This window comes from Bradyrhizobium tropiciagri, assembly GCF_018130505.1.
Classification (GTDB): domain Bacteria; phylum Pseudomonadota; class Alphaproteobacteria; order Rhizobiales; family Xanthobacteraceae; genus Bradyrhizobium; species Bradyrhizobium tropiciagri_B.
The window spans coordinates 15657-39286 of sequence record NZ_JAFCKH010000017.1 but is presented as its reverse complement, the minus strand read 5'-3'; the positions used below and the strand labels follow the sequence as shown (position 1 = coordinate 39286).

Genomic DNA, 23630 nt, shown 5'->3' with positions numbered 1-23630 from the left:
GTCCGAGTTCATGACGCGACCGGAACTGCGTTGAGCATCCCGGTCCGCTCGTGGCAGCCGAGATACTCGAAGAACTGTTCGTCCGCGGCGGCGACCGTGACCTCGTGATAGAGCCTGAGCTTCGCGCTCGGCCCCAGCGTCATCAAATACTTCATCGCCGCGCCGAAGATCTTGACGTGGGTCGGATGCGATTCCGACCAGCGCTCCAGCGCCGCGAGAGACTTCCACCAGCTCTGCCCATAGGACTTCTCGGTCGGCCGTCCCTCGGCATCGACGACCTGCATGTAGCGGTTGGCGTAGCATCCGACCCGCACGCCGTCGTCGCGCAGGAAGTCCATGCCCTCGCGCAAGACCGGCTCGACGTCGTCGAGATACATCTTGCGCTCCGACGCCTCGGTGTCGCTCCAATCCTGCCCGGAGCGGATCAGGCAGAGATTGTCGTGCGCGACCACGCGGATGCGAGCGCCGTCACGGATCACGCGCGGCTCGCCGCCCGGCGACATCGCGTCGGTCTGCGACAGCGGGATGCGGTCGCGCATGCCGCCCCAATAGGCGTGCTCCTGGATCTCCCCGCTCATGCCGTCGGCGAGAACCGCGACGCCTTCGGCACGGTCGGTGGAAGAGAACAGCGTCTCGTAGCGCGCAACATGCGGCCGTAGCACCTCGACCAAGCGGCCGATGCCGTCAGCCGCGGCGCCGCCGGTCCACGCCTCGCGCGCTCCGGCGAACCAGGCGTCGAAGCGCCCGGCATCGTCCCAATAGGCGACCGAGACGACGTTGGTGAATCCGGCCTGGTCGACATATTGCGCACGGTCCCAGTGCGACGGACCGTTCTCGCTCGCGAAGCGCGCCGCGATCTGCGCCAGCGCCGCGGTCACCGCGGCCGTCGGCTCGCCGCGATACTGCACGCCGAAATAGGCCATGATCACCCGCGTCACCGCGGGCTTGTGGCGCGCGACGAAGGACGGATAAGGCGGCGCGTAGTCGTCGGGCACGCGCTTGTGGCGGGATCGCGTGGTCTCGAGATGTGATGGAATGGCTGACTCCATGGTTTGCCTCCGTCAGCTCGCGGCCGCGTCGAGCTCGTCGCCCGGCAGATTGTCGAGCGGCAGCGCGAAATGCTCGACGCGCTTGGAGGGCTTCCTGTTCAGCAGCAGACGCGTGACGTCGGGCCGCGAATAATGCCCGGCCGGATCGGCAGCGTTCTTGGCGACGCTGATTGCGCCGAGATCGATGTCGGCGAACAGCAGCCCCTCCTGCTCGGGCGGCAGCTTCTCGGCGAGCGCGCTGCCGTCGGGCCCGTAGATCGCGGCATGGCCGCCGCCGACATGCAGCAGGGCGTGCTTGTCGTCGCGATCGCAGAGCTCGTCGATCATCGCCTGCGAGACCGTGGCACAGGGCGCCAGCACGAAGCAGGAGCCCTCGACGGCATAGACGCGCGAGGCCGCATTGTTGACCTCCCAGCCGAGCGCCGGCGCGAACGGATCGTACAGCGAGAAGCTCGGCCAGGCCGCGACATGGACCTGCTCGTTCTGGGCGTACATCGCGTATTTCGACAGCGGCTGCAGGTGCTCCCAGCAGCACAGCGCGCCAAGCCGGCCGATGCCGGGACGGTCGTGCACCGCAAGGTCGCTGCCATCACCCTCGCCATAGACGGTGCGCTCGGCATGGGTCGGCCGCAGCTTGCGCCGCTTTGCGATCGTCTCGCCATCGGGGCCGATCAGCCATTGCGCGAGGTAGAGGCTGCCGCCGTCGCGCTCGGACAGGCCGAGTACCGCGGTCATGCCGGCCTGCTTCACCGCGAGCCGCAGTTTCTCGGCCTGCGGGCTGTCGTAGCTCAGCGAATTGTCGAAATAGCGCTGCACGAAGCCACGCCCGATCGCCCAGGCCGGCGAGTCCAGCCAGATGTACCAGGGATAGCCGGGGATGAAGGCCTCCGGGAACGCGATCAGCTTGGCCCCCTTTGCGGCCGCCTCCTCGATCAGCGCGATCGACTTGGCGATGGACGCGTCGAGGTCGAGAAACGCCGGCGCCGCCTGCACCACCGCAACGCGATATTTCGGATGTTCGATGCCCATGATGTTCCTCCTCGCACTTGATCGGCCCTAGCGGCCTCTGACATCATGCTGCCCCGGGACCGGGACCGCCGTTCGACCAGGACGGAAGGAAAATTCGACTGCGGAGGAGATCGGCCGCGGGCGCCCGGGTACGAAGCTTGCTTTGTTTGAGTGGCCAGCGTTTGGACTCGTGAAGGGAGGGAGGAAATCATGCCGGCCCTGTTCACCACGGAAGACGCGCCCACCCACCGGCGCCTCGCGCTCTGGCAGGACATCGTCTGCGACGTCTTCGTGCAGCTCGACTGCAAGTCCGACCTCGGCACCGCCTTCCACGGCGCCATCACCTCAGCGCAGCTCGGCGCGGCCAGATGCTCGACGGTCTCCTCGAGCCGGCAGCGGGTGTTGCGCACGCCGTCGCGGATCGCGCGCGCCAGCGAGGACTTCATCCTGATCGCGCTCGGCCGGCGCGGCGCCGGCGCCGTGCTGCAGGACGGCCGCGAGACCGCGATCCAACCCGGCGAATTCGCCTTCTACGACACCACCCGCCCCTACGAGCTGCGCTTCAACGACGACTTCACCCAGACCATCTTCCAGATGCCGCGCGAGATGCTGCACCGCCGCTTCGCCGGCACGCAGGCCCTCACCGCGACCACGTTCACCTCGGACAGCCCGGTGCAGCGGCTGGCCTGTCAGTTCATCGCCGGCCTCGCCGACGTCGCCGACAGGCTCGATCCGGATAGCGCGATCCGGCTCTCCGATCAGGCCGCGGACCTGCTCGCGATGGCGATGAGCGAGCGGCTCGCTGGCTCCGCGCTGCCGGCCTCGACCCACCGCTCGGCTCTCCTCTACCGGCTGAAGGCGCATGTGCTGGCGCATCTGCCCAACCCCGATCTCGGCCTCGCCGAGACCGCCGCGGCGCTCGGCATCTCGCCGCGCTACGCCAGCAGCCTGTTTGCCGACGAAGGCACCTCGTTCCAGCGCTTCCTGCTGGCGCAGCGGCTGGAGCGTTGCAAGCGCGACCTCGCCTCGCCGGCGCACGCGCATCGCCATATCGGCGAGATCGCCTTCGCCTGGGGTTTTAACGATCTCTCGCATTTCGGCCGGGTGTTCCGCGAGCATTACGGCCAGTCGCCGCGCGACTGGCGCCACAGCCGGTTGCCGAACTGATCCGGCTGGCACGTTTGCGGCGCAAAAACTATCGCTGAATCCAGGTTGCGCCGGCCGCGAACAATTTACGTTAACTGCAACGGGTTCCATTGCGGACCTTCTTTTCCCGCCGCGGAGCGGTACAGTCCTGCCGTTCATTCGGAGGATTTTTTGCGATGCTGGACCGGCGCCGGACCATTCGCGACAAGGTGCTTTACGGCGGCGTTGCGGAGATCAACGAACGCGGCTCGACGTTGGACTGCACGGTGCGCAACATCAGCGATGGCGGCGCCTGCGTGGAGTTCGGCGACGCCGCGCGCGTGCCCGAGGAGATGAAGCTCACCATCGCCCGCAAGGGCCGCTCGTTCCTGGCCCGGCTGATCTGGCGCCAGGCCAACAAGGTCGGCCTCGCCTTCCGCATCATGACCTCGGACACCCCGGTCAGCGATCTCGACGAGCGCCTGCGCCGCAGCGAGATCAAGAAGCGCCAGCTGCAGCGGCGCATCAAGGAACTGCTCGGCGAACGCTGAGGCGTCGCGGGCGTCAGCCGTCGTCCCACACGTCGAGCTCCATCCCCGTCATCCAGAGGAGCCGCGAAGCGGCGTCTCGAAGGATGCACGGCCCGACTGGTGGCCGTCGATCCTTCGAGACGCGGCTAACGCCGCTCCTCAGGATGACGGGACTGACAGCAGCTTGGCGCAGACCCGTGCCCCACCCGGCTTGCGGTCGATCCGGCAATTTCCTAATCCGGAGATGAATCGCCGCTCCACTCGAACCTGCCTCCGAGATGTCATCGCCACCGATCGAGCACGCCGACGGGCTGCCGCAGCCGCAACGCAACTGGGCCATTCTCACCATCGCGCTCGGGCTCGTGATGGCCGTCATCGACGGCTCGATCGCCAACGTTGCGCTGCCGACCATCGCCAAGAGCCTCGACGCCAGCCCGGCATTCTCGATCTGGATCGTCAACGGCTATCAGCTCGCGATCACGATCTCGCTGCTGCCGCTGGCCTCGCTCGGCGAGATCATCGGCTATCGCCGGGTCTATCTGGCGGGGCTCCTGCTGTTCACGCTGGCCTCGCTGTTTTGCGCGCTGGCGCATACGCTGCCGCTGCTCACCATCGCCCGCGTGCTGCAGGGCTTTGGCGCGGCCGGGATCCTGAGCGTCAACACCGCGCTGGTGCGTTTCATCTACCCGAGGTCGCAGCTCGGCCGCGGCATCGGCGTCAACGCGCTGGTGGTCGCGATATCAGCCGCGGTCGGCCCGACCGTCGCCTCGGTGATCCTCGCGGTCGGCACATGGCCATATCTGTTCGCGATCAACGTCCCGCTCGGCATCGTCACGCTGGCGCTGGGCTGGCGCGTCCTGCCGCACACGATGCCCGCCGTCCACGCCTTCGACTGGCTCAGCGCCGGCCTCAGCGCGATCGCGTTCGGCTTCGGCATCAGCGCGATCGACAGCGCCGGCCATGGCGAGGCGCTGTATCTGTGCGCGTTGGAGTTTGCCGTCGCCGCGATGGCATCCCACCTGCTGTACCGGCGCCAGCGGCACCTTCCCTCGCCGCTGCTGCCGGTCGACCTGCTGTCGATCCCGATCTTCGCACTGTCGATCGGCACCTCGATCGCCTCGTTCTGCGGCCAGATGCTGGCCTTCGTCGCGATGCCCTTCTATCTCGAGAACCATTTCGGCTACACGGCGGTGCAGATCGGCCTGTTGATCACGCCCTGGCCGATCGCGGTCGCCTGCGCGGCGCCGCTCGCGGGCTGGCTGGTCGAGCGCTATCCGGCCGGGCTTCTGGGCGGCATCGGGCTTCTGCTGTTCGCAATGGGGCTCGGCACTTTGGCGATGATGCCGGCCGATGCCACGCCCGTCGACGTGATCTGGCGGATGGCGCTTGCCGGCGCCGGGTTCGGCCTGTTCCAGACCCCGAACAACCGCACCATGATCGCGGCAGCCCCGCGCGAGCGCTCCGGCGGCGCCAGCGGCATGCTGGGCACCGCCCGCCTGCTCGGACAGACCATCGGCGCGGCGCTCGTGGCACTGCTGCTGGCGCGCTATCCGGCCGACGGCACGCGTATCTCGCTGATGGTCGGCGTCGGCTTTGCCCTCACCGGCGCTCTGCTGAGCACGCTGCGGCTGTCAACGGCCGGCAGCCGCGGCGCCGAGCAGGTGCGGGTCCATGAAAGCCAGCGCCTGAAGGGGGAGTGAGCTCTGCGCCCCAACCGGGGCACCATGCGCCCTACAAACGAAAAAGGCCGGCTTCAAGCCGGCCTTTTCATTGGTTGTCTCGCTGACGCCTCAGGCCTTGACCATCGGCCCCTTCGACGCGGGGCCCTTGGTGCCGCCTCCGCCACCGCCGCCGCCCTTCGGCGGCTTGCGCTTGCGCGGCGGCAGGTTTTCCGGCTTCGGCGTGACCGGACCCTCGACGAACTCGAAGCCGATCTTGTCCTTGTCCGTCGCCTCGTCCTTGACCATGACGACGCGAACGTGGCCGCCCCCCTTAAGCTGGCCGAACAGCACCTCATCAGCGAGCGGCTTCTTGATGTGCTCCTGGATGATGCGCGCCATCGGACGGGCGCCCATCTGCTCGTCATAGCCGTGCTCGATCAGCCAGGCCTTGGCAGGCTCGGACAGCTCGATCGTGACGTCGCGGTCGGCGAGCTGGGCTTCGAGCTGCAGCACGAACTTCTCGACCACCATGCCGATGACGTCGGCATTGAGGTGCGCGAAGGAGACGATCGCATCCAGCCGGTTGCGGAACTCGGGCGCGAACTGCCGGTTGATCGCCTCGTGGTCGTCGCCTTCCCGCTTGGAGCGGGTAAAGCCGAAGGCCTGCCGTGCGAGATCGGCCGCGCCCGCATTCGTGGTCATGATCAGGATCACGTTGCGGAAGTTGACCTGCTTGCCGTTGTGGTCGGTGAGCCGGCCGTGGTCCATGATCTGCAGCAGCACGTTGTAGAGGTCCGGATGCGCCTTCTCGATTTCGTCGAGCAGCACCACGCAATGCGGATGCTGGTCGACGCCGTCGGTCAAGAGGCCGCCCTGGTCGAAGCCGACATAGCCTGGAGGCGCGCCGATCAGGCGCGACACGGTGTGCCGCTCCATGTACTCGGACATGTCGAAGCGCAGCAGCTCGACGCCGAGCGACGCAGCCAGCTGCTTTGCCACCTCGGTCTTGCCGACGCCGGTCGGACCCGAGAACAGGTAGCAGCCGATCGGCTTCTCCGGCTCGCGCAGGCCGGCACGCGCCAGCTTGATCGATGCCGACAGCGACTCGATCGCCTTGTCCTGGCCGAACACCACGCGCTTCAGGGTCTGCTCGAGATGCTTGAGCACCTCGGCATCGTCCTTCGACACGCTCTTCGGCGGGATCCGCGCCATCGTCGCGATGGTGGTTTCGATCTCCTTGATGCCGATCGTCTTCTTGCGCTTGCTCTCGGCGACCAGCATCTGCGCCGCGCCTGATTCGTCGATCACGTCGATCGCCTTGTCGGGCAGCTTGCGGTCGTGGATGTAGCGCGAGGAGAGCTGCACCGCAGCCTCGATCGCCTCATTGGTGTATTTCAGCCGGTGGTAATCCTCGAAATAGGGCTTGAGGCCCTTGAGGATCGCGATGGCGTCTTCGACCGTTGGCTCGTTGACGTCGATCTTCTGGAAGCGCCGCACCAGCGCGCGGTCCTTCTCGAAGTGCTGACGGTATTCCTTGTACGTGGTCGAGCCCATGCAGCGGATGGTGCCCGAGGCCAGCGCCGGCTTCAGCAGATTGGACGCGTCCATCGCGCCGCCGGAGGTGGCACCGGCGCCGATCACGGTGTGGATCTCGTCGATGAACAGGATGGCGTTCGGATGCGCCTCCAGCTCCTTCAGGACCTGCTTCAGCCGCTCCTCGAAATCGCCACGGTAGCGGGTGCCCGCCAGCAGCGTGCCCATGTCGAGCGAGAACACGGTCGCGGCGGCCAGCACTTCCGGCACGTCGCTGTCGACGATGCGCTTGGCGAGGCCTTCGGCGATCGCGGTCTTGCCGACGCCGGCTTCACCGACGAACAGCGGGTTGTTCTTCTGGCGGCGGCACAGCACCTGGATCGCACGGTTGATCTCGGCGTTACGCCCGATCACCGGATCGATCTTGCCGTCGCGCGCCTTCTTGTTGAGGTTGACGCAATAGGTTTCGAGCGCCTCGCCCTTCTTCTTGGCGTCCTCGTTGCCCTTGGTCTCGGTCTCCTCGTCGACGCCGCGCACCGGCCGCGCCTCGGAGACGCCCGGCCGCTTGGCGATGCCGTGGCTGATGTAGTTGACCGCATCGTAGCGCGTCATGTCCTGCTCCTGCAGGAAGTACGCTGCATGGCTCTCGCGCTCCGCGAAGATCGCGATCAGCACGTTGGCCCCGGTCACTTCCTCGCGACCGGACGACTGGACATGGATCACCGCGCGCTGGATCACGCGCTGGAACCCGGCGGTCGGCTTGGCATCGTCGGCGCCGTCGGTCACCAGGTTCTCGAATTCGGTCTCGAGATAATTGACGAGGCTCGTCCTCAGCTTGTCGAGGTCGACGCTGCAGGCCCGCATCACCGCCGCCGCATCCGAGTCATCGATCAGCGACAGCAGCAGATGTTCGAGCGTCGCGTATTGATGGTGACGCTCGTTCGCGATCGCCAATGCACGATGCAGAGATTGTTCTAGGCTTTGGGAAAAAGTAGGCATTCGCGTCCTCTATGGCCCCCGGCCATCATGATCGCCCTTACCCGGTCAGGCAACAGCAACCTTTGTGATCCCCTCTGATATAGTTACGACGGATCGTGGCGAAAGACCGGTCCCGCCGCGATGGTTTTCCTCTAAATTTCAGGCACTGGGGCGAACGCGCGGCTGCCATCCGTACTGATACGGGAACGCTGCTCGTTTCAATCACTTATCTTGCTGCAACAACCGACCGGCCGAAACACCCGTTCCGGCGCGGCGGCAGATCACGGAATATCGCGCAGGGCGCCGTTACCGCTGAACTATTTCTTTTCCATCACGCATTGCAGCGGATGCTGATGCTTGCGCGCGAAATCCATGACCTGCGTCACTTTGGTTTCGGCGATCTCGTAAGTGAACACACCACACTCGCCGATCCCGTGATGATGCACGTGGAGCATGATCTTGGTCGCGGCCTCGGCGTCCTTGTTGAAGAACCGCTCCAGCACATGAACGACGAACTCCATCGGCGTGTAGTCGTCGTTCAGGATCAGGACGCGATACAGGTTCGGTCGTTTGGTCTTCGGCTTGACCTTGGTGATGACCGAGGTCGACGGACCGCTGGTCCCGCCGTTGCGGGGCTCGTCATTGCTCATTCGGACAGCTTCCGCCGTGGATGCCGCCGACGGCGATAGGATGATGGACGTGGATCGCAACATGGCTCAAACGTTCGAATTCCCGTGGGAAAACCGGATCGCGTATCGGAACGCTGGCGCAAGAAGCCGCAGCGTCGCGGAACTCCCAGCAACGCTTTCCGGATTGCCGCTCCCGGTCCCGACCCAGCGGCTGGGTCAGCTTCCCGAATATGGGGCCGGCGGCGGCCTGCCGCAAGCACAGAAGCGTCCCGCCTGCCCGGCTCGCAGCCGCCCGATTCCGGCGGCGGCAATCCCGGCAAGGTTAATCGTTTCCCTCGGATTTGACAAAGGAGTCGGGCCCCCGGTTTAGCCGCCGTTGAGGATAAATGCGGCTTTTGCCCAGGCTTGAGCCCGGCTCGGCGCACCTCCTGCCCGTTTCCGCTGCAGGATTCATCATCTGTTTAGCGGCGCGCGCCGATATGGCGTACCAGTCCATTTTGACGAGAGCGCCATGCTTGGTTCAGCCATTTTTTGTCGCGCACGCACCGCGGTAGCCCGGTTTTCAGCAGCAACCGACGGAAATATCGCGGTGATCTTCGCCCTCGCGGCAGTCCCGATCCTCAGCTTCGTGGGGGTCGCGATCGACTATTCCCGCGCCAACAGCGCCCGATCGTCGATGCAGGCCGCGATGGACTCCGCGGCCCTGATGGTTGCTAAGGATCTTACCGACGGCACCATAACGACGGCTGATATCAACACAAAGGCGCAGGCCTACTTCGCCGCGCTTTATACCAACACGGATGCCAAGGCGTCGGCAACGATTAACGCAACCTACTCGGCAGGCAGTGCGACGACAGCCTCGACCGTCCTCATCAACGGGTCCAGTTCGGTCACGACCGACTTCATGAAGATCGCCGGATTTCCGAAGATCGACTTCAACACCAGTTCGACATCGACCTGGGGCAGCATGAAGATGCGCGTCGCGCTGGTGCTCGATAACACCGGGTCGATGGCCCAGAACGGCAAGATGGCCGCGCTCCAATCCGCCGCCAAGGGCATGATCGATACCCTGTCGGGTTACAACAAGCAGACCGGTGATGTTTATATTTCGATTGTTCCGTTCTCGAAGGACGTGAATGTCGACGTGGCCAATGTCAACCAGCCCTGGATCAACTGGGCGGAATGGGAGGCTGAGCCTCCGATTCTCAAGAGCAACTATCCCACCGGTTGGAATACGGTCAAAGCGGGGTCGGATTGCCCGTTCACGAGCAGCACCCACGGCTTTACCTGCATGGACCGGCCGGCGACCTTGAGCGGCGCGCAAAGCACCAGCACAATCCCCTCGAGCGGCACGTATGCGGGTTATATCTGCCCCAGCATGGACAGCGGCAGAAAGCTGCCCGGCAAGACCAGCATCTACTACAACGGCTGCTACACGACGGTTACGGTGCCGGGAACGGTCATAGATTCCGGCGCGGGCGCGAGCTGCGGCTCGACCAGCAACTGCAGCTGTAGCGGCAACGGAAAGAGCAAGGTTTGCAGCCTGCCTCCGACGTACTCGCACCTCTGGCGCGGCGATGGTACCGCCGCAACGGCAGCCGCTGCGCCCGCCCACAGCACCTGGACCGGCTGCGTCAACGATCGCGATCAGAATTACGATACGAGCAACACTGCGCCGCCGTCCTCGCTTGGCGTCTCGACGACACCGTCGACGGCTTTTTACGCCGAGCAGTTCGCTGATTGTCTTCCCGGCACCGTGACGGCGATGAGCAACCAGTGGAGCACGCTCAAAGGCCAGATCGACAACATGTATCCGAGCGGCAATACCAACCAGGCGGTTGGGCTGGCATGGGGATGGCTGTCGCTGAACACCTCAAACCCGCCGATCAAGGCACCGCCGAAGGACGCCAACTATCCTTACCAGGACTACATCGTCCTGCTCTCCGACGGATTGAACACTCAGAATCGTTGGAGCACGACCCAGTCGGACATCGACACCCGGCAGCAGTTGCTCTGTCAGGCCATCAAGGCCGATCCGGCCAGCAAGATCACGATCTTCACCATTCAGGTGAACATCAACAACAGGGACCCGAAATCGCAGGTGTTGCAGGACTGCGCGACGACCGGCAATTTCCAGATGATCACGACTGCCGGTCAGACGGCGGATGCCTTCCAGAACATCCTCACGCAGATCTCGAAGCTGCGCGTCGCGAAATAGACGCCCTGCAAATCGGCGTACGAAAAAGCCCGGCCATCACTGGCCGGGCTTCTTGTTTTCGACGCTGCGAAGCTGCAGGCGTCGACGTTAGTGCGAGGTGGTCGTCGGCGCGAACTTCGCGACCAGCCCCTCGTAAGGCTTGAACGCCTGCTTGGCGCAGTCGCCGTAGAGGCCGGCGATCTTCTGCGATTCCGCAACGAAGGTCTCGTAGCTGCTGCGCAGGAATTCAGTCTGCGCCTCGAGCGCCTTGTCGAGCGACTTCACGCCCGACAGCTTCTCAACGAACGACTTGGTGTCCTCGAAGGACTTCTTGGCGTAGTCGCCATAAGCGGTGGCGATCGCCTGAACACCGCTCTGCACGTTGGTCGCGGAAGCCGCAACCGATTCCAGATGCTCTTTGCCGTAGTTCTGAATGTCTTCAATCTTGATCATTGACTCAGGTTCCTTGCCCAGACTTGAAAGCGCATTCCTGCCGGGAAGCTCCCGGCCCCCTGACGCTGTCAAGATAGTGCAATGCACAATTAAGTCAACATAATTTGTGCGACGCACCATTGCTGCGAATCTGCAGCATTTGCAATAAACCCCGGGGGACTACGCAACGGTTGCTTAATCTTTTGGAAACTCGGCCCGCCTAACCTGATTCCCGGACTTTGTTCGCCTTCCGGCAGACGGGCCTCAAAAGCCGTTTGTGAACAATACCTTAGCTAGAAGAGCAACCGGCGCGGCCAACGGGGCCAAGGTTCAGCCCGAAACTGGACTGTTGCGCAGGCAAGGATCGGCGGCCGCCGGGCACAATTTCGCCTCACGGACCGGTGATCTAGATAGAAATTGGGACGGGGAAGTAGATGCTTCGTAAAACCTTGGCTTCCTCGCGGGCGTTGCGAGTTGGCGTTCTCGGGCTCGTCACCGTCACGACGGCGATCCTGATCAGTGACAGTGCCGAAGCACGTCGCTACCGGCATCGGCACGTCCGCCACCAGCACAGCCAGGAAGCGCGCGAGACCAACAGCTCGCGCTTCGCCTCGATTATCGTCGACGGCAATTCCGGCGCGGTGCTGACTGCGACCAGCCCCGACGGCCTGCGCCACCCCGCCTCGCTCACCAAGATCATGACGCTCTATCTGCTGTTCGAGCGCCTCGACGCCGGCAAGATGAAGCTCGATACCGAGATGCCGGTCTCCGAGCATGCGTCCGAGCAGGATCCGACCAAGCTCGGGCTGCGGCCCGGCTCGAGCATCAAGGTCGAGGATGCCATCAAGGGCCTCGTCACCCGCTCCGCCAACGACGCGGCGGTGGTGATCGCCGAGGCGATCGGCGGCAGCGAGGACGACTTCGCCCGGATGATGACCCGCAAGGCGCGCGCGCTCGGCATGAGCCGCACCGTCTATCGCAACGCCTCCGGCCTGCCCAACGACGAGCAGATCACCACGGCGCGCGACCAGTCGACCCTCGGCCGCGCGATCCAGGATCGCTTCCCGCGCTACTATCGTTACTTCTCGACCACGGCCTTCAATTTCCGCGGCCGCACCATCACCGGACACAATCGTCTGCTCGGCAGCGTCGAGGGCGTCGACGGCATCAAGACCGGCTACACCCGCGCCTCCGGCTTCAACCTCGTCACCTCGATGCACCGCGGCAACCGCTTCCTGGTCGGCGTGGTGATGGGCGGCCGCAGCGGCGGCTCCCGCGACGCCATCATGCGCAATTTGCTCGCCGAGAACGTGGGCAGGGGCGCAACCACCCGCACCGTTGCCGCGATCACCGAGCGCAACCCGGCCGACGCCAGGGTCGAGGTCGCCGAAGACGACAGCGACTCGCGTGCAGATGCCTCGCCGGCGGCCGCCTCCGAGCCTGCCTCCACCGCGATGCAGCCGGCCCGCCCGGCGAGCCGGCCGTCGCTGATGGCTGCTGCCGCCGCCGCGCTGCCGCCGCTCCCCGCCAAGCCTGAGACCCAGGCCAAGCCTGAGCCCAAGCCCGAACCGGCGCCGCTGACTTCCGGCGTGATCCAGACCCAGCCGATCGCCGCGATCCCGGGCTCCGCTGAACCGATGAAGCCCGTCAAGGTGAAGACCGTCCAGGTCCGCGCCGGCCAGGTCAAGCTCGCCGCCGCCGGCCCCGCACAGTCGGCGCCGCCGATCACCAGCACGATCCCGCCGCGCGCCGAGGTCGCCGCCGAGACCTCCAATGCGATGATGGCGCGCGCTGTCGAAACCTCGCGGCCCGAGATGCCGCCGCAGCCCGCCAATTTCGGCACCGGCAACGGCATCCTCGGCGTCCTTCCCGCTTCCGCCGTGCACGCGTCGCCGCCTCCGGCGCCGCAGGCCGTGGCCTCGATCGAGCCCGCCCGCAGCCAGCCGAGCGCCGCCGCCATCAAGCCGGCCGCGCCGGTCGCCCACAGCGGCTGGATCGTTCAGGTCGGCGCGCTGGAAACCGAAGGCGAAGCGAAGCAGCGCATCGACCTCGCGCGCAGCTCGGCCCGCGGCCTGCTCAGCAAGGCCGATCCGTTCACCGAGGTGGTCGCCAAGGACAACCGCAAGCTCTACCGCGCCCGCTTCGCCGGCCTCGAGCGCGACCAGGCCGAGCAGGTCTGCCGCACGCTCAAGCGCGCCGACATCTCCTGCATCACCGTTCGGAACTAACCCGCAGGATCTGATTTGACGCAGGGCCGGCGCCGCAAGCGCCGGCCCTGTTGCTTTTCAGCACGCCGCGAGCGAGATCGATCCGCAACCGGACTTACGAAACTTCTCGTCAAGATTTTACGGTTAAGTTTTCACCAAAGAAAGATCGGCCGCGCCGGACAATGGCGGCGCCGCGGGGCATCAATCAGAGATCGGCAGAGACGGCTCTCGGCTTGTGGCGTTGATAGCGTTGCCGGAGTTAGTGATGCGTGCGAAGCAGAGTGTCCTTGGCCTCGTTGACACGGGCAGCGAGATACGTCGACCCCCCTTGGTCGGGATGCAGTTTCTTCATCAGGGCGCGATGGGCCCGGCTGATGTCGTCACGCGTCGCGCCAGGCTGCAGGCCAAGGATCTGATAGGCCTCCTCGTCCGTCATTTTGCCGCGCGACGCCGCGCGCCCCTGCCCCCCTGTCCGGTCGCCCTGCGCGTCCTGACGCCAGGCGGGAAACCGGCGGTCCAGATAGCTTTCAAGTAACGCCACGCTCTCGGCATCGAAGCTCGGCACCATCGCCAGCAGCTCCGACAGGTCGAACTCGTCGAGCAGGCGGCCCTCATGTGGGCCGGCCACGATCCGGCCCTTGAGCACGCCGCTGTCATGATCGAGGCTCATGTCGAGATAGTGCGAGCGCACCCGCGAGCTTTGTCCCGCCGAGCTGCGCCCGCCGAACATGCCGCCGAAATTGGGAAAGCCGGTCGCGCCGAACGGCGACCAGCCGAGCAGGCCGGCGCCGAAAATGCCGAGCGGGATCGCGACCGCGAGCTCACCACGGACGCCGGTGAAGGCCGCGACGGCGAGCGCGAGGACACCGCCCGCAAGGCGGATGCCGCGCGCCAGCACAGCCGGATTGGCTGCACGGAACATCTGCAGGGCTGAATAAATCACGACAACGGCAACAATGCCGGCAATCAGGGTTGGCATGCCCGGAATATAGGCGCGCCCGCCGCAAAAAGCATGCGCGGCTTCGCCTCATCCCCGCGTGAAACGACGGCGATGCCGCTTACTTCATCTGGCCGATCAGCTTGGCCGCGCCGCTTGCGGTCTTCGCCAACTGCAACAGCGCCTCGCGTCCCCCCGCGGCATAGGCCGCCGCGGCGCGCAGCAGCTCGCGGAGCTGGGCGGCCGCACCGGGATCGAACCTGCACCATGCGCCGCCGGTCAGCCGCGCGATCTCACGAAACGCCTGCTCGGCGACCGCGTCGCTGCCTTCCTGGAACATGAAGACAGGCACCTTGAGCAGGCCGAGCTCGCCGGCCTTGGCGCAGAGCTCGTCGACCGGCTCCTCCATCGCATCGCCGACGAACACCAGCGCCCGCACGCCGGAGGCGACCGCTTCGCGCCGCGTCTCCGTCAGCACCTTGCCGATCTGGGTGTTGCCGCCGCGGCAATCGATCTTGCCCATCAGCCTTGCGAGCTGCGCGCTGTCCGAGATCCACCCGGTGGCACGGCACTCGTTGAGGCCGCGATAGTAGACGAGACGGATATCGAGGCTGCCGAGGGCGGCGGCCTCACGGAACATGTCCGCCTGCAGCGTGCAGGCCATGTCCCAGGTCGGCTGCCGGCTCATGGTGGCGTCGAGCGCGAACACCAGCCGGCCGCGGGCGCCGGCGCGGTGCGGCGACATCGCGCGCGCCTTGGCGACGAAGGCGGCGATGTCGTCGGAGGTAGACGTCCGTGCGTCCGGCACAGTCGTCCGCGTCTCCGCCGGACGCGGGTCATGTCCAGATGTCGGTTTGGTCGGCTCGCCGGCCATCAGCGCTTGCCTCGTACAGCAAATGCTATGTGGGCCGTGATGGCGGATTGGTCAATGCAGCCGGGATCGTCACGCCGGGGCTACGGGGCCTGCCAGGTCAGTTGGTGGCCGAGGTAGTGGGCTGGGACGCTTCCTTCTCGGTCTTCTTGACGGTGAATGCCTTCTTGAACTTGTCGGTCAGGCTCTGCTGCTTGTCGACCGGCACATAGAGCGACACCGGCCCCGGCTCCAGGATTTTCAGCGGCGCATTCCTGGTATCTACCGGCGCGACATCGCTATCGGTGTCGGCGAGGAATTTATCGAGCATGGCCTCGATCGAGTTCTTGGCGGCAGCCGGACCCGTGTCGCGCATGTCGTTGTGCTGGAAGTCGGTGTTCACGACGGTGATACCCGCCTTCTCGCACTCATCCGCGTCCGGCACGACGCCGGGATCGGGCTTGAACTGCTGATCATGCGAACGGAACGACAGGATCTTGAACTTGCCGTCGGTCAGGAACGGCACGCGCAGATTGTCGAGCGTCACGACCTTCTTGATCTCTTCGGGATACTGCTTGGCGAAATACATCGCGATGTCGCCGCCGTTGGAATGGCCGACCATCGTCAGCTTGCTGTAGTCGGCATTCGGCTGGCGCTTCTTCATCTCCTCGATGGCGAATTTGATGTTGGTGATGCCGCGCTGATATTGCGGCAGCCGGCCGACATAGAGCTCGCCGACCTTGGTCACCATCGGCCCGTCCGACGGCAGGTCGTTCTGAATGCTGATCGCCAGATAGCCGCGCGCGGCGAACACGTTCGCGAGGAAGGAGTACTCGGTGAACTTGACGGTGTTGCCGTGGTTGAGGATCGCCACCGGCAGCTTGATCAGGCCAGCATCCGCCTGCATCTCCTTGTCGAAACGCACGGCAACATCCACAGCGACCGGCCGCTCGTCGCGGGTCGGATCCTTGAACATGATGGTCTCATGACGGATCGCCCACTTGCTCGCCGTAAAGTATGCCGCCGTGAGAACCACGGAGAGCGAAAGCAGAACTGTAATTCCACGTTTCATGACGTCCTCAAGCGCCCGCCTTTGCGGCCTATTCTCCGGAGTCGCTGCGGGCTCCTTGTTTTAGAATATATGTCACACAGGCGTGACAGGAAGTCTAAAAGTTGTGGTTTGCGCGCCCTTTCCTTGTGCGGCGCACCTACGGATTGTGCAGCTGCAGCAAATCCGAACCGGTACCAAAACACCGACTACACAAAGTTTCACCGTTGAAACCAGGAAAACCGGCCGGTGGCCGCTTTGTTCCGCCCTTGTGGCGATGAAATGGCGGACTACTCCGCAAGAATACCGGGCCTCCCCGGCAGCCCGGAAGTGACGATGGTCATGCTCGATGGGCCCGCTAGCTGCCGAAGATGTCGTGGACCTCGAGCGGCTTGTCGACCTGGCTGAACCATTCGGCCCTATTGGCGGCCCGGCGCCGGCCGCGCTCGTCGAGCGGCAGCTTGAGCTGGCGCAGCAGGCCCATGACCTCCTCGCGCGCGGTGACGTGGCCCATGCTCGGGCGAGTGCCGAGCGTCGCCTCGTCGATGTCGTCGAGCGCGGTCAGGCCGCGCGGAAAGAACTCGCGGTACACCACGCGCTCGGCAAAGCCGTCGACCGAGCGGAAGCCGAGCCGCAGCGACAGCTGCTTGAGGCCGTCGGCGACCAGCTGCTTGTTGCGCGAACCGAGCACCGACAGGCGGTTGCGGACCACGATCCAGTCGGTGCTGGCGCCATCGAGCTGGCGGCGCTTGCGCCGCGCATCGCGAACCATCTCCGCATAATGGCTCTCGCCGGTCACCGCATAGGTGGCGGGATTGAGGGTACCGAGCACGTCGAAATCGAGGAAGCTGTCGTTGATCGGCGTCACCAGCGTGTCGGCCATCGAATGCGCAAGGCGCATCAGGTAGCTGTCCGAACCGGGCGTATCGATGACGATGAAATCATAGGCACGCTCGACCGCGCTGATCGCGGCCATGAACTGCTCGAACTCAGCGTTCTCGTTCTCCTCGATCTGCATCGTCTCGCCGTATTTGATGCAGGTGTGCACCGGCAGTTCGAGATCGAGGCCGGTGCGGCGCGCCCAGGCCCGGCGATTGCGGATGTAGCGGGTGAAGCTTTGCTGGCGGCAGTCGAGATCGATGCTGGCGACGCGCTGTCCGGCCTTGAGGAGCGCAACGACGATGTGCAGAGCGGTGGTCGACTTGCCCGAACCGCCCTTTTCGTTCCCCAGCACGACGACATGGGCGGAGCCGGACTGTCCCTGACTGGCCTGCACTAACATGACTCAATCCCTGGCAATATCTTCAAAGCGCATCTGGCCATGGTCAAGTGAAATGCATCACGGCGACCGGAAATCAATCGCTGCCTTCCTTAATAATGAATCGGCCCCGCAAAGCGGCTGCGTCGATCGGCGGCAGCGTAACACTGGTTCGCGCGCGTGCGGCATCAGGTAGAGCTGATCGCGGTCGGTGGTTTGCCGATAACGGTTCGCTCTTGGTAAGCTGCGCCGCCTGCGAAACGCCGACGCGCCCTCCAGGTCGTCCACCCCTGATTTCTCCCACGAGCCGAGATCCGATGCCGAGAAACCCCACCGTCGTCCGCACCGTCCCTGCCCTGCGTCGCGCCGTCGACGCGCTGCGCGCCAGAAAGGCAACCGTCGCACTGGTCCCAACCATGGGTGCCCTGCATGACGGCCATGTGTCGCTGGTGCGGCTCGCCCGGCGCCGCGCACAGCGCGTCGTCGTCTCGATCTTCGTCAACCCGACGCAGTTCGCGCCGACTGAGGATTTCGGTTCATATCCGCGCACCTGGAAGGAAGACGTCGCCAAGCTCGCCGCCGAGAATGTCGAACTGATCTGGCACCCCGAAGTGAAGGCGATGTATCCGGACGGCTTCGCGACGCGGATCGTGCCGGAGGGACCGGCCACCGCCGGGCTCGAGGATCGCTTCCGGCCGCATTTCTTCGGCGGCGTCGCCACCGTGGTCGGCAAGCTGTTCACGCAAGTCCGCCCCGACATCGCGATCTTCGGCGAGAAGGATTTTCAGCAGCTCCGCGTGGTGACCCAGATGGCCGCCGACCTCGACCTCGGCGTCAAGGTGATCGGCTCCAAGACAGTGCGCGAGCGCGATGGCCTCGCGATGTCCTCGCGCAACGTCTACCTCTCGCCGGACGAGCGGCGCGTCGCCCCCACGCTGAATCGGGTGATGAAGGACACCGCGGCACGCTTGCGCGCCGGCGAAGACACCGCGGCCGCGATGGCTGAAGGCGCCGCTGCGATCACTCAGGCCGGCTTCGTGCTCGACTATCTCGAGGTCCGCCACGCCACCACGCTGGCGCCGATCGGATCGCTCAAGGACGGCCCGATGCGGATGCTGGTGGCGGCGAGGCTCGGCACCACCCGCCTGATCGACAATATCGCGGTGTGACCGCGCTGTCACAGCCTGGCCTTGCCGCCGCCGCGCTTGCGCCTGGCCACCGCCGTGTGGATGATCGCCGCATGTCAGAGGCGATTCATCCATGACTCGATATTTCAGACCAGGCTTGATTCTCGGCGTCGCGCTGCTGGCCAGCAGCGTGGCGCGGGCGCAAAGCCAGAACCGGCCGCCGATCGGCGGCTTCGGCTCGGCGAACGGCGCGATGATCTTCTACGTCGCCCATGGCGCGCCTGGCGCCTGCGGCCCCGGCTGCTCGGACTGGATCGCCGCCGAAGGCGCCGTGCAGTGGGACAGCTACAAGCGTCTGCTCGCGATCCTCGACCGGCAGGCCGGCCGCAAGCTTCCGGTCGTGATCAACATCAAGGGCCAGTCCAACCTCAACGTCGCCACCAGCATGGGCCGCATCCTGCGCGACCGCGGCATCGATGCGGCGATCGGAGCAACCGAGGTCGACGCCTGCGGCGACAAATCCGAGGCGGACTGCTTCGCGCTGAAGCGGCCCGGCGGCCCGCTCGACGCCAAGGAGAAGGCCACCGATCTGATCTGTGATTTCGCTTGTGTGCTGATGCTCTCGGGCGGCGTGCATCGCAGCCTGCCGCCCGGCAGCCGCGTGGTGCTGAGCGGCATGACGATTCAGAACCGGCTGGCGCCCAACGTCTCGACCGAGCAGCGCGAGAGCCTCACCTCGATCTTCACCGAGCAGTTCAGGCGCTATCTCGGGGAGATGGGCATCGACCACGAAATGCTCGACGTCGCCGTCCGGAATGCCGGCGGCGGCCGCTATGTAGAGGTACCGGCGTCGGAATGGGAACGGCTGAAGCTCACGACGCAGGCTCAGCCCTGATGTAGGCTTCGCTACAGCAGTCCGAGGTCGCGCAGCTCGCGGCGCATCGGCTCCGGCATCGAGGCGACGCTGGCGGCGCTCGATTTGGTGAGGTCCGACGGCGCGGAGTCCGCGGTCAGATAGCGCCAGCCCTGGAACGGGCGCATCGGCCGCGGCGAGACCGCGATCACCTTCGGCTGCATGACGATGCGGCAGCGCCCGATGCCGTCCTTGTCGCGGAACGGTTCGATCGCGACGATCTTCTCGCGCGCGGCGATCTCGCCCCGGATCACCCAATACAGCGAGCCGCCGGCGAGGATCTCCTCCTCGCGCTTCGGCGTCATGCGCGTGATGTGGACGTGACGGAGCGGCAGGCCTTTTTTCTTCGCGGTCGCCATCCGTTCGGCGACCCAGCCCTTGAGTTCCTTGACCGAGTCGCAACCGACGGCAAGCTTGATGAGATGAAGCGGCATGGGCCGGATTTAGCGACCGGCGCGCCTTTTGAAAAGGGAGCGCTGGATGCAGCGGTGGATATCGGTGATGCCGGCAACGGAGTGGTGGCGAGACGTCGCCGCGCCTATTCCTCAGCAGCTGGTGCGCTCGCGGCGGGCGGCGCCGCTGTTGCAGCCGGTGGCGGCGCAATCTGCACCGGCGGACGCTTCGGCGCCGGCGGCCGCTTGGCCGCCGCGACGGCCGGCGGGGCCGGCGCGCGTGCGGCCGGAGCCGGTGCCGCAGCAGCCGGCGGCCGCGCCGGTTCCGGCGTCATGATGCTGACCGGCGGCGTCGACGACGCGCTCGGAAACTCGGCATTGGTCGGCTTGCCCGTGGGCATCGACGGCGGCAGCGCTGCGACCAGGCCGGCAGCCGACGGCTGCGCTGGCGGCGCGTTCCACGACGCCGTGTAGCGGGTGATCAGGTTCTCGTAGGTCCTCTCGTTCATGTTGGCGATGACCTGATGGTTGTCGCCGAGCGAGCGGAACGCGGGGCACGCCGTCGGCGTGCAACGGTCGCGCGCCATCAGAACATAGGCCACCAGGCCGTAACGATCATGCTCGATGGCGCGGCGCAGCGCCTGCAGCTCGGTGGTCGAGTTGCGTTCGGCGGACGCGAGGTCGCCGAAGGCGGTCAGGCGCGAGATCTGGGAAGCTGCGTAGCTGACGGCAGCCGCCGCGGTGTCGGCCGAGCCGAACAGCACCTTCTCGCAGGCATTGAGGACGGCATCTCCGGCGAGATCGTCGACGCAGGCGAGCGCCGCCACGGTCTGACCGTTCGCCTGCGCGGCGCGCGTTTCCGTTGCCGCGCCCTGCCCGCCCGGCGTGAAGCCGCGGATGGTGGCTGCGACCGCCACCGCGATCGACAGCAGCGTAATGACCGTCAGCGCGCCGTTGGCGACGGATTTCTCCGCGCGCAGGAGCGTGACCAGCACGACTATGCCAAAGAACCCCGCAGCGGCCAGTGTCAGCCACATCGGGAAGGTCGGCGCGCGCCAGATCTGATCCAGTGAGGAAGTCCAAGACCAATTCATGCGCGGTGTCCCCTCAACGCAGCGTAGTCACAATCGGCGGCGGCGAACGCCGTCATCCCGGCATTCGACCGTCAGCAGAATGGGTCCGCGAACGGGGCCTTTTGACGGCGGCCGGGGCGGAACCGCCCTGCCCGCCGGTCGACGTGCCGGTCCATCAGGACAGCACGAGTTGGCTCTCCTTGGCCACGCGTTCGAAAGCTTCGGTCGAACTCTTGATGCGGTACAGGCAGTCGTCACCGTCGATGGGCAGCAGCCGGATCACCTGATAGGTGCCGCTGGCGGCAGGACGCGCCACGTTGCTCGCAGTGAAAAAGACCGTCTCTCCAACGGAGTACTTATGCTTCAACGCCCTCTCCATTTTTTCGAGATTGTCGGCGGAGCGTGCTGTCCCTCAGCTCTCACCGGCATTTGAAACCCTGTGACAACCTAGCACAGCCGAGCGCCCGAAATCCAGCAGGATCGGGACATGGCGAAGTTGCGGTTTTTGCAGGTTTTTCAGAGCGATACGGAGCAAATTACGTGCCAAACGCAAATTGCCGCCGGCCCTGCAACCTCGGGTTCCATCGCCGTCAGGCGGTATGCGGCAGCTTGCCGTCGGGGCTGGCATGGTCGACCGCGGCCGGAAGCTGCTGGGCCAGCACCTGGGCGAGCTGATCGATAGGAATGCCGAACCTGGCGGCCAGCTGCTTGACCATGTCGCTGCCCAGCACCTGCTGGAGCTGCTCGGCCGTGATCGGCAGGTTCTGGCCGGTGCCGATCCAGGATTTGACCTGCTCGCCGAGGCCGGCCTGCTCGAGCTTGGCGACGATCGCCGACAGCCCGCCCTGGCCGCCTTGGCCCAGCACTTCGCCGAGCACCGCCGGCAGCACCGCGGCCCCGAGCTGACCAAGTATCCCCTTCAGCTCCGGCGAGTTTTCGAAGGAATCAAGAATGCCCATGGTCGAGCCCTTTCGCGGCCTGTTGCACCAGCGGTGCGGATTGAGACGCCGCCAGCGGCCGCCGTCAAGGCGCGAAGCCGACGGCCGCGGTCACAATCAGCGTAGCTTCGTCAGGCGTCCTCGAAACGGTCGATCAGCAGCGTCTCGGCAAGGCCGTCACGGGTCCACTCCTGGAACGCAGGCAGCGCCATCATGGCGTCGACATAGTGCTGCGCCTCGCCCTTCACCGGGATCGCATAGGTGCGGAAGCGGTGCACCACCGGCGCATACATCGCATCCGCGCCGGAGAAGGCGCCGAACAGGAACGGCCCCTGCCTGCCATAGCGCGCATGGCAATCGGCCCAGATCTCCTGGATGCGCGCGATATTGGCCCTGGCGTCATCGGACAGCGCCACGGCGCCGACCGGCCGGTGCAGGTTCATGCCGCACTCGCTGCGCAGCGGCACGAAGCCGGAATGCATCTCCGCCGAAATCGCGCGGGCATGCGCGCGCGCCGCACGATCCGCGGGCCAGAGTTTTGTGTCCGGAAATTTCTCGGCGAGATACTCGATGATCGCAAGCGAATCCCAGACCGTGACATCGCCGTCGATCAGCGTCGGCACCTTGCCTGCCTTGCTGAAGCTGAGGATACGATCCTTGTCCGCCTTGTCATCGGTGTAGAGCGGGATGAAGATTTCCTCGAACGGGATGTCGTTGGCGCGCAGCGCGAGCCATGGCCGCATCGACCATGACGAATAGTTCTTGTTGCCGATGACGAGCTTCAACATGTCCGAGAATCCTGTTGTGGGTTGTACCTTGCCATAGTGCATTGCACGCGTTCAACCGGTACATGACGGAGGACGCAGCGAGCGGCGCATCGGTGAAGGGAACGGCAACATGACGGGCTACTGGGTCGATGCCGCAGCGGTCGGCTTCTTCGCGCTGGAATGGCTGGTCTACGCCCTGACGCTGGAACACACCACCTATGGGCGCGACAGCCTGTCGGCCCGCATGCATGTCTATCGCGAGATCTGGGTCCGCAACCTGCTCGGCCGCGAGGCGCGGATGGTCGACATGCAGATCATGGCCTCATTGCAGAATGGCACCGCGTTCTTCGCCTCGACCAGCCTGATCGCGATCGGCGGCGGGCTGACCCTGCTGCGCGCCACCAGCGATGCGATCGCCGTGCTCGGCACGCTGCCGTTCAACCTGAGCCCCTCGCCCGCGCTGTGGGAGATGAAATGCGTCGGGCTGATCCTGATCTTCATCTACACCTTCTTCAAGTTCGCCTGGGCCTACCGCCTGTTCAACTATGTCGCGATCCTGTTCGGCGCGATGCCGCCGGTGAGCGAGCGCGACACGCCGGAAGCCGAGGCGCATGTGATCCGCACCACGCGCGTGTTCGAGAATGCCGGCCAGCATTTCAACCGCGGCCAGCGCGCGTTCTTCTTCGCGCTCGCCTATCTCGGCTGGTTCATCAGCCCGTGGGTGCTGTTCGTCTCGACCGCCGCGGTCGTGATCGTGATCTGGCGCCGGCAGTTCGCCTCGAACGCCTGGCAGGCGATGGGGAGCTGACGCAGCGCGGCATATCCCCTTTCCCCGTTCTTCACGGCCGTAGGGGCGCATGGCCAAAATATCGAAAAACAACCCCATGCAAAGTAGCCCGCGGCTGCCCGCGTTCGACACCGACGCTTGACACGTCGGGCAACTCAGCGATATTCTTCCAATATTCCGAAATCGCAAAA

General features: G+C 65.4%; 22 protein-coding genes. 8 read left to right on the top strand and 14 right to left on the bottom strand.

Annotation, left to right across the window (positions count from 1 at the left end; all coding sequences use genetic code 11):
- Positions 1 to 8: 8 nt before the first annotated feature.
- Positions 9 to 1049 (bottom strand): phenylacetaldoxime dehydratase family protein, encoded by a 1041-nt coding sequence (locus JQ633_RS32995; RefSeq protein WP_211990006.1) that lies wholly within the window; start codon positions 1047 to 1049, stop codon positions 9 to 11.
- 12 nt (positions 1050 to 1061) lie between these two features.
- Entirely contained in the window at positions 1062 to 2078 is a 1017-nt protein-coding gene (locus JQ633_RS32990) for a carbon-nitrogen hydrolase family protein (RefSeq protein ID WP_211990005.1), read from the bottom strand.
- Positions 2079 to 2267: 189 nt separating this feature from the next.
- On the opposite strand from JQ633_RS32990, the gene JQ633_RS32985 reads away from it, so the two are divergent.
- From JQ633_RS32985 to JQ633_RS32975, 3 genes are all read left to right on the top strand, one after another.
- Positions 2268 to 3224, top strand: a complete 957-nt coding sequence (locus JQ633_RS32985) for a helix-turn-helix domain-containing protein (RefSeq protein ID WP_211990004.1) — start codon at positions 2268 to 2270, stop codon at positions 3222 to 3224.
- Positions 3225 to 3379: 155 nt separating this feature from the next.
- The gene (locus JQ633_RS32980) at positions 3380 to 3733 is read left to right on the top strand and encodes a PilZ domain-containing protein (RefSeq protein WP_211990003.1); all 354 of its coding nucleotides are present in this window, start codon (positions 3380 to 3382) and stop codon (positions 3731 to 3733) included.
- A gap of 257 nt (positions 3734 to 3990) precedes the next feature.
- Positions 3991 to 5412, top strand: a complete 1422-nt coding sequence (locus JQ633_RS32975) for an MFS transporter (protein ID WP_211990002.1) — start codon at positions 3991 to 3993, stop codon at positions 5410 to 5412.
- Positions 5413 to 5502: 90 nt separating this feature from the next.
- On the opposite strand, the gene clpA is transcribed toward JQ633_RS32975, so the two are convergent.
- Together clpA and clpS are read right to left on the bottom strand one after the other, a co-directional pair.
- Positions 5503 to 7905: an ATP-dependent Clp protease ATP-binding subunit ClpA gene (clpA, locus tag JQ633_RS32970; protein WP_211990001.1), complete on the bottom strand. Its 2403-nt coding sequence runs from the start codon at positions 7903 to 7905 to the stop codon at positions 5503 to 5505.
- A 296-nt stretch (positions 7906 to 8201) separates the two neighbouring features.
- Complete coding sequence (clpS, locus tag JQ633_RS32965) at positions 8202 to 8534, bottom strand: ATP-dependent Clp protease adapter ClpS (protein WP_211990000.1); 333 nt, start codon at positions 8532 to 8534, stop codon at positions 8202 to 8204.
- A gap of 490 nt (positions 8535 to 9024) precedes the next feature.
- On the opposite strand from clpS, the gene JQ633_RS32960 reads away from it, so the two are divergent.
- A complete protein-coding gene (locus JQ633_RS32960) occupies positions 9025 to 10731 on the top strand; it encodes a TadE/TadG family type IV pilus assembly protein (RefSeq protein ID WP_211989999.1) in 1707 nt (568 codons plus the stop codon).
- An 87-nt stretch (positions 10732 to 10818) separates the two neighbouring features.
- Here JQ633_RS32960 and JQ633_RS32955 read toward each other — a convergent pair whose 3' ends face one another.
- Positions 10819 to 11163, bottom strand: a complete 345-nt coding sequence (locus JQ633_RS32955; RefSeq protein WP_211989998.1) for a phasin family protein — start codon at positions 11161 to 11163, stop codon at positions 10819 to 10821.
- A 413-nt stretch (positions 11164 to 11576) separates the two neighbouring features.
- Between JQ633_RS32955 and JQ633_RS32950 the strand changes: the two genes are divergently transcribed.
- The gene (locus tag JQ633_RS32950; RefSeq protein WP_211989997.1) at positions 11577 to 13370 is read left to right on the top strand and encodes a serine hydrolase; all 1794 of its coding nucleotides are present in this window, start codon (positions 11577 to 11579) and stop codon (positions 13368 to 13370) included.
- Positions 13371 to 13608: 238 nt separating this feature from the next.
- Here JQ633_RS32950 and JQ633_RS32945 read toward each other — a convergent pair whose 3' ends face one another.
- From JQ633_RS32945 to JQ633_RS32930, 4 genes are all read right to left on the bottom strand, one after another.
- The gene (locus JQ633_RS32945; RefSeq protein WP_211989996.1) at positions 13609 to 14328 is read right to left on the bottom strand and encodes a DnaJ domain-containing protein; all 720 of its coding nucleotides are present in this window, start codon (positions 14326 to 14328) and stop codon (positions 13609 to 13611) included.
- 79 nt (positions 14329 to 14407) lie between these two features.
- On the bottom strand, positions 14408 to 15160 hold the full coding sequence (locus JQ633_RS32940; RefSeq protein ID WP_211989995.1) for a VWA domain-containing protein: 753 nt from the start codon (positions 15158 to 15160) through the stop codon (positions 14408 to 14410).
- A 97-nt stretch (positions 15161 to 15257) separates the two neighbouring features.
- Positions 15258 to 16208 (bottom strand): alpha/beta fold hydrolase, encoded by a 951-nt coding sequence (locus JQ633_RS32935; protein WP_211989994.1) that lies wholly within the window; start codon positions 16206 to 16208, stop codon positions 15258 to 15260.
- 334 nt (positions 16209 to 16542) lie between these two features.
- On the bottom strand, positions 16543 to 17466 hold the full coding sequence (locus tag JQ633_RS32930) for a division plane positioning ATPase MipZ (protein WP_211989993.1): 924 nt from the start codon (positions 17464 to 17466) through the stop codon (positions 16543 to 16545).
- 293 nt (positions 17467 to 17759) lie between these two features.
- Here JQ633_RS32930 and panC point away from each other — a divergent pair, with 293 nt between their 5' ends.
- Together panC and JQ633_RS32920 are read left to right on the top strand one after the other, a co-directional pair.
- The gene (gene panC, locus JQ633_RS32925; RefSeq protein ID WP_211989992.1) at positions 17760 to 18611 is read left to right on the top strand and encodes a pantoate--beta-alanine ligase; all 852 of its coding nucleotides are present in this window, start codon (positions 17760 to 17762) and stop codon (positions 18609 to 18611) included.
- Positions 18612 to 18702: 91 nt separating this feature from the next.
- On the top strand, positions 18703 to 19464 hold the full coding sequence (locus JQ633_RS32920) for a hypothetical protein (protein WP_211989991.1): 762 nt from the start codon (positions 18703 to 18705) through the stop codon (positions 19462 to 19464).
- Between the two features lie 11 nt (positions 19465 to 19475).
- Here the strand turns inward: JQ633_RS32920 and JQ633_RS32915 are convergent, their stop codons facing one another.
- The 5 genes from JQ633_RS32915 to JQ633_RS32895 all read right to left on the bottom strand — a co-directional run bounded on the left by JQ633_RS32915 (position 19476) and on the right by JQ633_RS32895 (position 22673).
- Positions 19476 to 19916, bottom strand: coding sequence for a DUF1489 family protein (locus JQ633_RS32915; protein ID WP_211989990.1), 441 nt, complete (start codon positions 19914 to 19916; stop codon positions 19476 to 19478).
- Positions 19917 to 20020: 104 nt separating this feature from the next.
- The gene (locus tag JQ633_RS32910) at positions 20021 to 20968 is read right to left on the bottom strand and encodes a hypothetical protein (RefSeq protein WP_211989989.1); all 948 of its coding nucleotides are present in this window, start codon (positions 20966 to 20968) and stop codon (positions 20021 to 20023) included.
- Positions 20969 to 21122: 154 nt separating this feature from the next.
- Positions 21123 to 21326, bottom strand: coding sequence for a hypothetical protein (locus JQ633_RS32905; protein WP_211989988.1), 204 nt, complete (start codon positions 21324 to 21326; stop codon positions 21123 to 21125).
- Between the two features lie 211 nt (positions 21327 to 21537).
- Entirely contained in the window at positions 21538 to 21906 is a 369-nt protein-coding gene (locus JQ633_RS32900) for a YidB family protein (protein ID WP_211989987.1), read from the bottom strand.
- Positions 21907 to 22016: 110 nt separating this feature from the next.
- Complete coding sequence (locus JQ633_RS32895; RefSeq protein WP_211989986.1) at positions 22017 to 22673, bottom strand: glutathione S-transferase family protein; 657 nt, start codon at positions 22671 to 22673, stop codon at positions 22017 to 22019.
- A 109-nt stretch (positions 22674 to 22782) separates the two neighbouring features.
- On the opposite strand from JQ633_RS32895, the gene JQ633_RS32890 reads away from it, so the two are divergent.
- The gene (locus tag JQ633_RS32890; protein WP_211989985.1) at positions 22783 to 23460 is read left to right on the top strand and encodes a DUF599 domain-containing protein; all 678 of its coding nucleotides are present in this window, start codon (positions 22783 to 22785) and stop codon (positions 23458 to 23460) included.
- Positions 23461 to 23630: the final 170 nt, after the last annotated feature.